At 34.2% G+C, this 10,880-nt stretch carries 10 protein-coding genes; 1 reads left to right on the forward strand and 9 read right to left on the reverse strand.

Annotated features, from left to right (window positions below):
- Positions 1 to 104: 104 nt before the first annotated feature.
- From NNL09_RS08160 to NNL09_RS08190, 7 genes are all read right to left on the reverse strand, one after another.
- Positions 105 to 1,304 (reverse strand): intradiol ring-cleavage dioxygenase, encoded by a 1,200-nt coding sequence (locus NNL09_RS08160; RefSeq protein WP_196910990.1) that lies wholly within the window; start codon positions 1,302 to 1,304, stop codon positions 105 to 107.
- 97 nt (positions 1,305 to 1,401) lie between these two features.
- Positions 1,402 to 2,223 (reverse strand): LytTR family DNA-binding domain-containing protein, encoded by an 822-nt coding sequence (locus NNL09_RS08165; protein ID WP_152538299.1) that lies wholly within the window; start codon positions 2,221 to 2,223, stop codon positions 1,402 to 1,404.
- A 243-nt stretch (positions 2,224 to 2,466) separates the two neighbouring features.
- Positions 2,467 to 3,072, reverse strand: a complete 606-nt coding sequence (locus tag NNL09_RS08170) for a histidine phosphatase family protein (RefSeq protein ID WP_196910989.1) — start codon at positions 3,070 to 3,072, stop codon at positions 2,467 to 2,469.
- 32 nt (positions 3,073 to 3,104) lie between these two features.
- Entirely contained in the window at positions 3,105 to 3,704 is a 600-nt protein-coding gene (locus NNL09_RS08175) for a hypothetical protein (RefSeq protein WP_196910988.1), read from the reverse strand.
- A 79-nt stretch (positions 3,705 to 3,783) separates the two neighbouring features.
- Positions 3,784 to 4,647: an NADAR family protein gene (locus NNL09_RS08180; protein ID WP_196910987.1), complete on the reverse strand. Its 864-nt coding sequence runs from the start codon at positions 4,645 to 4,647 to the stop codon at positions 3,784 to 3,786.
- A gap of 200 nt (positions 4,648 to 4,847) precedes the next feature.
- A complete protein-coding gene (locus NNL09_RS08185; RefSeq protein WP_254514225.1) occupies positions 4,848 to 5,573 on the reverse strand; it encodes a class I SAM-dependent methyltransferase in 726 nt (241 codons plus the stop codon).
- 177 nt (positions 5,574 to 5,750) lie between these two features.
- On the reverse strand, positions 5,751 to 7,595 hold the full coding sequence (locus NNL09_RS08190; RefSeq protein ID WP_196910985.1) for a Xaa-Pro dipeptidyl-peptidase: 1,845 nt from the start codon (positions 7,593 to 7,595) through the stop codon (positions 5,751 to 5,753).
- A gap of 353 nt (positions 7,596 to 7,948) precedes the next feature.
- Here NNL09_RS08190 and NNL09_RS08195 point away from each other — a divergent pair, with 353 nt between their 5' ends.
- Entirely contained in the window at positions 7,949 to 8,650 is a 702-nt protein-coding gene (locus tag NNL09_RS08195) for a hypothetical protein (protein WP_196910984.1), read from the forward strand.
- A gap of 499 nt (positions 8,651 to 9,149) precedes the next feature.
- On the opposite strand, the gene NNL09_RS08200 is transcribed toward NNL09_RS08195, so the two are convergent.
- Both NNL09_RS08200 and NNL09_RS08205 read right to left on the reverse strand, forming a co-directional pair.
- On the reverse strand, positions 9,150 to 9,890 hold the full coding sequence (locus NNL09_RS08200; protein WP_196910983.1) for a hypothetical protein: 741 nt from the start codon (positions 9,888 to 9,890) through the stop codon (positions 9,150 to 9,152).
- A gap of 118 nt (positions 9,891 to 10,008) precedes the next feature.
- Complete coding sequence (locus tag NNL09_RS08205; protein ID WP_196910982.1) at positions 10,009 to 10,854, reverse strand: hypothetical protein; 846 nt, start codon at positions 10,852 to 10,854, stop codon at positions 10,009 to 10,011.
- Positions 10,855 to 10,880 lie beyond the last annotated feature (26 nt).

Below are 10,880 nucleotides of genomic sequence, written 5' to 3' on the forward strand. Positions count from 1 at the left end.
TTCAATTATGGCAACGATAAATATAGCATACCTTGTAATCCCTAAGAGCAACTATGAGAGGAAGCATTGATTTTTTATACACGATATTGGCAGTATACTCTTGTTTAATTATGCTTAGGTTCTGGTAATTCTAAGTATTTGCTTACAGTTTTATCTAGCATTTTTGATACTTCATTTTGGTTTCCTTTTGTTGGTTTCAGGTTAACAAATTTTCCAATTATATTTCGATGTCTGTAAATGATTATTGTGTTCTCTACTTTAGGGTTTATCTTATTTAAATGGACTTCTGATTGTATATCGGTAAATGATGGAACAAAAGTCAATGCAATATTTTCTAAGTTCAATTCTTTTCCAAGTTGCTCTAATTCTATTTGTCGATTCGATTTGCTGTAGCCTTTCTTATTACCATAAACAAAGTAGACTTTTAAATATTTTTCTCGGTTAACACTTTCTCGCTCCAAAAATGTTAGCCATTCTTTTATTTCGGACCAGTTTGGTTGGCTACCCACAAAGTAAACAATTCCGTGAAATCGTCCATATTTACATACTGGGCAAGTTCTTGTGCCTTTGTCGGGTCCCCAGGCATGAAATGGTGTAAAAGAAGGATTGTCTTCTCCAATTTCTAGACCAGATTTAATTGTATGATCTATTGTTATAGGATAATTAGGGATATTAAGTCCTAAAACAATATTATGCTCAGCAATTTGTATTTCTTTATCAATCAATACCCTTAAGATACCGCTACCACCACGATTTTTAAGCGCTTTTCTTTTTTTACTTGTCAATAATATATCATCAGCAAATTCTAAATTATGGATATAATACTCATCATCAATTTCAGGTTCTTTAATAGATAAATGAATGTGTGCAGGTATATCACGATTTGGATAAGGTGTTGGTCTAATTGTATACATCGAGTAATTCCCTTGCTCATCAGATTTTACCCAACCACGAATACGACCGTGTTTTTGAGATTTGCCTTCTCCGTTAGCATAATATCCATTGTGGTCTGTTTGCCAATAATAAACGATTACGTTGGGCGCAGGCGTAACTCCGTCTAATTTCAGTATTTTTCCTGTAACCAATAGTTTTTGCCCTTTCCCGTTCCAGGCCGAACTTGTGTCAATAGGCTGAATGTTTTTTGGCATTCCGATATACATTAATTCACAACCATCGCAGCCACCACCAACAATTTTGTTTTTGTTATTTCTTTTAGGTATTTGTTCATTTTTTGTCTGACCATTACAACTTGCCAATGATATCAGGAATAGAAATAAGAGTCCGAAGTTCAGTATTTTTTTCATTAGTATAAAATTTAAAGGAAGTCTCAAAAGTCCAATAAATCTTAAGTGTTGAAAAGGAAACGATACAAGAATTAGCTTACCGGAGTGGTTTTAGAACTTAGTGGTTTAATAGGGTGCTCCAATTTTGACGATAATGTCTGCTGAACCTTATGGATTGACCATTGGATAAGATGCCATCATAATCGCCATTCTTTCTTGATTTTAATTCTGCTACGTAGTCTTTATTAACAATTACCGAACGATGAACCCTTAAAAAGGTTTGAGGGTCTAATAAGTCACCAAGTTTTTTTAAACTCTCATCATGCAAAATTTTCTGACTGGTTGTATGTACCATTGTATAGGGTCTATCGGTCTCGATAAATAGGATTGTAAGCGTATCAATCTTTATCCTACGAATACCATTTTTAACCGTAATGGTCTTATTGGTCTTTTGATTTTGGAAGTGTTTATTTAACTGCTTTTTTCTTTTAAGATAGTCAAAAACAAAAGGACTAAATAAATAGACCATAATTGTTATATGTAATTGATTTGAGACTGCATTTTTAAGCATTGTTAAAAAACGATGAGGTATAGAATAGATAAGATTACTACCTAAGATAAAAATTGAAGTAAAAATAAATATATGCAGTACACTAAATATAAACCCTGTACTTAAAGCATAAAGTACTTTGCCCGTTAGTGATTTGAATTGAACTTTATTGTAAAAGGAATTTGCAATTTTTATAAATGGAATAAATAAAAGCCAATATATATTATAAAGCATAGTATCTGCCCAATAAAAACCCGTAGGTTTAATTTTGGAGAAAACGTAGTCTTGAAAAATTGCCAACCCATAAAGTACAACACAAAACACAACCAATGTTCCAAAATTTGGATGTAGGAGTTTGTTTATTGTTTTATTAAGTTTTTGTTTTCTCACCTTTTTTTTGAGAGTTACTGCCAACGACAGATTGTCTAAAAACCTATCTTAACCCTCAAAAGAATGGGGTTGTGTTTCCTTGATAAATATAACTATTATTGGGTATAACAGACTGCCTAAAGCATTATTAATTTGCACTCTTTTTGAATTGTAAATCTCTAGAAAGAGAGCATCTATTTGGATTATCTAAATAGTAATGCCACCAGCGAGACGCTATGATTTGATATATATTGTTATGTGTATTTATCCATTTAAAAGCTTGATAACTCTACTTTTAAATATATTATCTTCTTCGAGTATTGAAATACTACCAGGATTAAGTCTGTAATTGATATAGCCCATCGATGAAATATCAATTTTTTGAAAAGCTGCGATAAAAAAAGTCGCTGCAAATCCATGTGTTACAACTATTATATCTTTTTCCAATTCTATTATCTCATCAACAAATTGACATATTCGTTCTGCTACATTTCTTCTGGTTTCTGCTCCTTTACATATTCGATGATCCAATCTGTTTCCATTGGGGCTTATAGGTATCATGATTTTATTATGTTCACTTTGTATCATTCCTCCATGTGTTCCAAAAGACATTTCTCTGAGTCTTTGATCGAGAATTAGTGGTGTATTTGTACCGTTTGTCAAAATCTGAGCTGTTTGGGCAGCTCTTTTTAGGTCAGAACTGTAAACAGTTAAATTTTGAATATCAAAACCCAATTCTCTAATCTTACTTGATAATTGAGATGCTTGCTGTTTTCCTTTTACTGTTAAATCTGAGTCGAACCATCCGCCAACTCTTCCGTCTACAGAATGTGTGGCTTCACAGTGAGTAATCAGACAAATTCGCTTCATTTTTAATGCCATTTATACAGTGTTATGTACTTTTATTCAGTTTTATATTCAAACCTAAAGCCATTCATGTTTGAAATATTAGAATGTAGGTTTAATTCAGTTTTTTCTAGATAGTTCTCAAGAATTGAAATTGCTTTTACTCGATTTTCTTCTATTGGATTTAGAACTTGATTACTAAGTACTATTGGTCCGATCTTTAACAATGTATCCATAGTCCCTCTAGATTCTTTCCAATTAGGATAGATTAATGAGTATTCTATAGTTGCTTCTAACTTTTGATCTTTCAGATTGCCAAAAGTGATACTATGAATCTCTACATCTTCATAGGAATTCACAATGTAAAAAGAACCGTGAGTATCTATTAAATCATTTTTATCAAAAGTCTTTCCTATTAATGATTTAAAACCATATGACTTAATTGGCACTTCAATTGTAAACCCACCATAATTAATTTCGTCACTAAACTCATTTTGTTCTACTGCAATTTCAATTACATATTCAGCGTATCTTTCTTCCTTCATTATCAGAAATTCAATGGTTCCAGTTTGAATATCATTTGTAGTCAATTCATATACTTTATCATTGCTATCCAGTATTTCCTGAGTGAATTTTGAATATAATTCTTCTTCCATTTATGACTTTGCTAATTGTATATAACGGTTTAGCTAAACTGCGTTTTAATGCAGTTTAGGTTTTGTTAGCAGTTGACTATTAGTATTTTTCCTTTATTTTACTCCAATGAATTTTATCGTAATGTTTATAAATTCTTTTTAGTTCATCTCTTAATTCCATTAAGGCAAACCCTAATAGATTTTTTCCATTCCAGCTAAATGGGGTATTGATTTTTGAATTTTCAGAGCTCAAACCAACTCCCCAAATTTTATCTAATGGACTTGCCTCTACAAGGATTTTATTGTCGGTTGATAAAAGAAAATCTCGTATTTCTTTATTTTGACTGAATTTATAATAGTTACCTGTCAAAACAATTGAATATTTAACCCTATCCCAAATATCTTGCTTAAAATTTTTAACTTTTTGACCTAAAGATTTTATTTCTCTAGGGTCGGTAGAGTTCATAATTTGTTTTTCAATTTCTTCATCTTCAAAAAGTCTTGCCTTTTCAGCCATCATATATTGTTCAGCAGATGTATAATCGTGTATATCTACTTCAAATTCTGAATATTGCCATTGACTTAGGCACGATTCATCAATTATTTGATTATTAGGTTTCCAAAAGCATAGGTACTCTAATGTTTCAATTTCATTCTCTAAATTCGAAATAGAATATTTGGGCTTCCCTTCCTTTTCCCAAAAAGAAATTAATTCATAACTGTATTTATCAAAATCATTTTCTTCAGAATCATTATCATATAGGTTTCTCCAAAAAACAGGACGAGGAAACATTTCATCATATGTCTTTTTGTCGTTTTTGCTTAAAGTTTTCTTCCAGTCTCCTAAATCAAACTTATAACCTTCTCCATAACCCATTCTCCAGCCTATACTATATTGAGAAATATTAGGATACATAATCCAAATTGGAGGCATTGGGTTTTCGATTGTAAAAATATCTTTCATCTTTAGTTTTGGCTCAAAGTTTACTGCTAACAACAAAATAAAGAATATATATCCTTTATTTTCTATATATGGTTATTTTTTAATATGCTGCTGTATAATCATACCATTTTAAAAATAGATAGTAATGGTTAGCTATTTGGATTATTTAAACAATAATGCGACCAGCGAGACATAAGCAGGAGTGAGGAAGCAGAGGTTTCTCATTTTCTCAATACATAATGATAATAAACTACCTTACCATTACTTAATTCCTTATGGATGTTCGAACCCTTAACTCCTGCAAAATCATTCAGCGGCTTTTTTAACCAGCCCTTTACCATCTTTTGAAAGAATGCTAACTTGTATTCGTGAAAAGCATCCATTGCATTGACCACTTCCTTCGAAATCAATTCCTTTTTGAGCACTTCAAATCCCGTATCATTGAAAATCGTATCAAGCTCTTCGATCTTTTCTGAGGGACGTAGGTCGGCAAACAAAAAATACCCGCCAGGACGAAGCACTCTGTTGACTTGCTTTACAAACTTTTTCATAGACCCGTAACAATGTGATGATTCTACATTCACAATTGCATCTGCACTTTCATTCCCCAATGGTAGGTTTTCTGCATCACCATGAATAAAGGTTAATCCTTCTACCGAATGATGTTTATTACTAAATTTGATTGCGTTTTTAGAGTAATCAATTCCAATCATCGTCTTTGGTTTAAGATATCGTTTAATGTACGACGAACCTCCTCCGCGTCCACTACCAACTTCTACTACGTCTTTACCCACAAGGTCTACAGCTGTTGCTACATAGTGGTATAGCTGAATCATATACCGGTCGTTCTCTTCCTCCTCATTCAGTGGGATTGCAATAGGTTCATTGCAAGATTCATATCCGTAGTTCATATAAGTCCACTCTGCTGTTGGATACTTCTTTGACAAATACTCATATAGCTTTTTCCAGACGGCTCGCTTTAGTCGTGGAGAAATTTTAAGAAAGAAAGCAAAAATATTGGTAAGCATAGGTTAGCAATAAGTGTTAACAATCATTAATCGAAGTTATTTAGCCAATGGATTATAGCCTTTGTTGGTAAACGTTTTATTAATGATAGATTATATTTAATTTTCTTTTGCTGCATGGGTAAATGCTTCAATACCTCCTACAATCGGTAAGGTGATAGTTGTTGCACTTAAATCAATAGTTAATTCGGTTCCGGGTTCTGGGTGTAATGTGAACTCTTTGTCGCTTGAAAAAATCATTAGTCCTATTTGTTGACCTTTTTTAATGATTTGATCATCTGGCATTAAATCGAAAGACACCTTATAGAAATTACCTTTTTTTAAGGGTTCGCTTTTTCGTATCGAGTTGTGATTTTGTGGATCAGCCCAGCCACGAGTTATTATGTTATCTGTTATCTTAGTTCGGCTTCCTTTATTCCAAGGCAGAGAAACCAACCAAACCGATAGATTTGCAGCGGCTTTGCTGCTTGATAGAGTAACAGTCACTTTTGCTGTACCAGATAAGTGAATATCTTTTGATAATGTTGGTGTTACATATATCAATCTATGATTACTAATTTCAGACTGTGCCAGTGCTCTACCAGAAAAGGAATAATTATCAACAATTTTTTCCATTCCTTGATTCTTGGTTTTTTTGTGACTTAAGGTTCCTTTAGCTGGAGCACCAGGAGTTAGATAAAGAGTTACATCTGATGCTTCAGGATTGGGATACTCTTTATATGGAGTAGGGTTTTCTCTTGTGTCATTTTCACGCACAATCCAAGCTCGAGCATCATTTTCTACACCGTTTTCTACACCATGTAGATAACGAGTAAACCATCTGTTCATCATTTTCATTGGAGGAGGACCACCATGTCCATCTTGATGATAATATATTTGAGAAGGTAATCCTTTAGCTTTTGCAGCTTTATAAATTCTATAACTATGTTCTGGCATTACATTCCAATCATTAAACCCATGCGACATCAGTAAAGCTGCTTTCATGGGTTTCATATCATTTAAATAATCTCGTCCAGCCCAGAAGTCATTATAATCACCTGTAATTCTATCCATGCCATTCTTTAGTTCTGTGTCTCTTACTGTTGTATTATTATAAGCTCGTTTTGATTCATCGCCACTATGAATAAAATCATAAAGTACATCGATGTCTTCACCCAAATATCCTCCTGGAGATCTCACTAATCCATTTGATCGATAATAATGATAATACGATGTATTAGGAGCAATTGGGATAATTGCTTCAAGCCCATCTACACCAGTTGTTGCTGCGGCCAAAGGAATGGTTCCATTATAAGATGTCCCGGTCATTCCTATTTTACCGGTTGACCAAAATGCTTGCACTTCTTTTTTACCATCGAGTGAAGTGTAACCTGGTATACGGCCACATAGCCAATCAATTACAGCCTTAGGAGCCAATGATTCATTGTCACCTCCAACCGTTGGCGATCCTTGAGAAAGCCCTGTTCCTGGAGATGAGGAGTGCACTACTATGTATCCTCTTGGTACCCAGGTTTTAATATGAGAATTTGAAATAATTGGTCTCTCTCCTGTTCGAACAACCTCTGGATGTATACGTTCTTTTGCAGCTGTTCCGAGTTCATGCTTGACATCCCAAAATAATCCTGTAACATTTGGTGCAACGCCAGCAAAATAAGGACTGGATACATATATAACAGGCAATTTAAGCCCGTCTGTATCGGTTTGTTGAGGTCTGGTAACTGCCACGTGCATTCTATCTAATTTTCCATCACCATCAGTATCAAATTCTGTTTCAACCCATAGATCATGTCTAATCCATTTTTCTGGATCTTCAAATGCAGCGACAATTTGGGCCTCTCCGTTTTCAAAAACAGGAACAGATTTTTTTGATTCTTGGGAGCTTGCTGAAATTAAAGGAGTAATTAATATTGATAAAAATAAGGTTAATTTAATCAGCTTTTTCATGATGTGTTTTGTCATTATTATGTTTAATGTTTACCAACAACAAAATAAAGAATATATGTCCTTTATATTCTATGTATGGTTGTGTTTACGTGATAAATGTAATTATTAGTATTGAGTATAAAAAACCTCCCTAAGACGTTTTAATTTTTTACAATTTCTCACATACAAAGATAAAAATATAGACCTCACAGGTTTTTAAAACCTGTGAGGTCTCATCAAATTAATCATTACTATTTTTTTCGAGTTCCGAAAAATGAAACTGGCGTGCTGTATCATTGTATATCAAGTATTTATTAACTACGATCTATTGCAATTTTTAAAACAAGCAATAGATTTTTAAAACATGTTATACGATGTCTAAAGAAAATTATGACACCAAGCAGGTTGTGCTAGAAGCATTACCACAAGAAGCGGTAAAATCACCAACAATTCCTGTTGATGTATTTATGCAAGAAGCCGAAAACTTATTTGTATGGGCAGAGGAGGACAAAGAAACCTTAATCGCCAAAGGACTGGATTGGCAGGTGTATGCCGAAGATTTACCTACCCGAACCGGGGCATGCAGATATGCCCAGGCGGTATGGATGAAAGAGCGGTATAGCCAGGAAGAAGCAGCCAAGGCCTGGAGAGAAGAATCTCCCAAGGCTTACGAATTTAGAAACGACCTGTTGGCCGATTTGCGGTTTGCGTTTCGCAAACGATTGGATTTGCTGGCCCGTGTACGTGCTATTGCCGATGGAGAAGGCGATGCAGATATGATCCAGGATTTGATGGATATTAGTGTATTGGGTAAAGCCAATATAGCAGAGCTAGAAAAAGCGAAGTATGACCTTAGCAACTTTGATATGGCAGCACAACAATCGGATAGCCTGGCAGAATTGCTGGCCAAAGCGAATGGGGCTACCTTAGATAATTCTAAAGCCAAAGAAATACGGGATAGAGCCTATACCCATCTTAAGGAAGCTATAGATGAGCTTCGCGAAACGGGTAAATATGCGTTTAGAAAAGATCCCGAGCGTTATAAGGGATATATTAGCCAATATAAACGCCGATAATCTGTTGGTATTACTGGCCCCTGCATAGGGTTGGGCTCTCCGCGCAGCGGGGGAGGCTCACCCTATTGCGGGGGTTTGTTTTACCCCTGCGGGGGAAGCAGCCGGTATGCCGATGGTCGATAAAAGTAGTGTGGGGAAGAGATATCTATATGCGCTGAAAGCTATACCTATACCGATGGTCGATATAAATGGTGCGGGGAAGGGATACTCCTATGCTGGGAGAGTTATTTGTATACCGATGGTCGATACAAATAGTGCGCGAGTGAGGTATATCTATGTGAGGGAAGCATTTAATACACCGATGGTCGATAAAAATAATGCGCGGATGAGGTACACCTATGCACGGTAACGTTGATTTGTTATTTTGTTGAATACGTTTTTGAATATCTATCCATTATAGTACACTTTTGTATACACTTATTTTAGGATAAGATAATAGTAATGCCACTAGCGAGACGTTAGCGGAAGTGAGAAGTATTTTTTCTATACTTTGTTATAGCTAGTCTTTACTATAGTCTTCCAACGTTGGCATTTTTTCTATAGAACATCCTAAATAATCTAATACTTTGATTCCTAATTTTGTTGGTCTCACGCCTCTTATACCGGTTTTTCCTCCTACCGTTGTCCAACCTCGAGCACTTGCCAGTTCTACTATTCCAATTGAAACCATATAATCAATGCAAGCTTCAATATTATCTTTCGATGAATTCCGTTCATATCGTTGGACAATTTCATATTCTAAAACATATTTGAAGTCTGGTTTGTTTTTCGCTGATGGATCGTAGTCAGTTCCTAATGACACATTTTTTCTTCCGTTTTTCAGAACTAGTCCTTCGGTCACGGCTTTGAGAATAGTTATTTGTAGTGGACTAATTTTATGAATAGTATCCAGGATCATATCTTTCTCGTTATCCTGGGAGAACCGCTTTGTTGATGCATTTGCAAGAAAATCAGCTAGGTTTTTTCGCTTCTCACTAAGTAATTCGTCCTTTGCGAGATTTGCAGTTCGCTCAATAAGCACTTTGATTTGATCTGAATTTAGAAATTTTTCATCTGCTTCTTCATTCAGTTTCTGAAGGTTTTCGGCAAACATTTTAAGAGTTTCTTCAATTCTTTCAGCTTGTTTATGATTTTTATACTCTGACCACCCTGTTGCTATTGAAGATGCTATTGGGAAAGATGAGGCGATTGATATTAGGCTTGATTCGATTATTGAAACTACACTTTTCTTTTTATTCATTATTCTTCATTGGGAATTTGCTTGATTAGATATAATAGTTTGTGTAAATCACGAAGCTTGTGTTGCGCCTGCAGCAAGCTTTATGATTTACACTTTGTTACAGGCTGTTTTTTCTATATTACTTTTCAAAAAAATCTTTAAAACAATAATTATCTCTATATTTTTTTGAGGTATCTTCTAATAAAGCTCGCATTTCAAGTTCAACCGATTCTAAAGTATGATTAGTTTCACCATACTCTACTAACCGTTTAATTGATTCTTCTTTAGCCATTTCTTTTAATTTTTGGGGATTTAAATCAGGATCTAAAACTTCATCAAATACATATTCAGAGGAATAACACCAAAATGTTTTTTTCTTAGGGTTTTTACCATCAATCTCTAAGGTAATAGCTTCCATTCCTTTTTTAATATCTAATGCATTTGTGTAGTTAGTGTAAAATGCATAAAAACCTCTGACTATTTCATCTTGGGTTAAATTCCTAAATGCTCCAATAAAAGCAAGGTATGGAGCTCTTTTTTTAGGCTCCAAAGAACTAATTAAAGCTGCACCTTTACACATTGCCATTACAATTATTAGTAAATGCCCCATTTTTATGTTAATGGGACGAATTAATTTATAAAACTCTTTCCATTTTAAACACTCTCCAGAAGCTAAGTGGATACCTTCTTCTGAACCATGTGTTTCAAAATGAAGCGAAAAAATTACTCCTTTAGACATTGATTTACCTATAGCTTTTAGAGTATCTTTAAACTCAGTAATTGTTGTCAAATTGTATAACTCTTCAAAAGTATCTTTTTGGGTATATTTTTTATATTGTAATAAATCGTTTCTTAATTCTTCACCTGTCTTTCGATCTTTTTTTCTTAGTGATTGAATAACAATTATTCCAATTTTAGTTATCTCTGTATCTCTTGTATTCACTTTAGCTTTAATAAAATTATTTCTTACAATTGCCTGTAACAACGGAATCCTTATATTCTGTCTATGTT

The organism is Aquimarina sp. EL_43, assembly GCF_943422735.1.
GTDB classification, from domain to species: Bacteria; Bacteroidota; Bacteroidia; order Flavobacteriales; family Flavobacteriaceae; genus Aquimarina; species Aquimarina megaterium.

What these genes read in the sequence shown, in the direction of transcription:
- NNL09_RS08200 (WP_196910983.1), bottom strand. Translation starts at nt 9,890, where the DNA reads ATGAATAAAAAGAAAAGTGTAGTTTCAATAATCGAATCAAGCCTAATA.
- NNL09_RS08195 (WP_196910984.1), top strand. Translation starts at nt 7,949, where the DNA reads ATGTCTAAAGAAAATTATGACACCAAGCAGGTTGTGCTAGAAGCATTA.
- NNL09_RS08180 (WP_196910987.1), bottom strand. Translation starts at nt 4,647, where the DNA reads ATGAAAGATATTTTTACAATCGAAAACCCAATGCCTCCAATTTGGATT.
- NNL09_RS08160 (WP_196910990.1), bottom strand. Translation starts at nt 1,304, where the DNA reads ATGAAAAAAATACTGAACTTCGGACTCTTATTTCTATTCCTGATATCA.
- NNL09_RS08175 (WP_196910988.1), bottom strand. Translation starts at nt 3,704, where the DNA reads ATGGAAGAAGAATTATATTCAAAATTCACTCAGGAAATACTGGATAGC.
- NNL09_RS08190 (WP_196910985.1), bottom strand. Translation starts at nt 7,595, where the DNA reads ATGAAAAAGCTGATTAAATTAACCTTATTTTTATCAATATTAATTACT.
- NNL09_RS08170 (WP_196910989.1), bottom strand. Translation starts at nt 3,072, where the DNA reads ATGAAGCGAATTTGTCTGATTACTCACTGTGAAGCCACACATTCTGTA.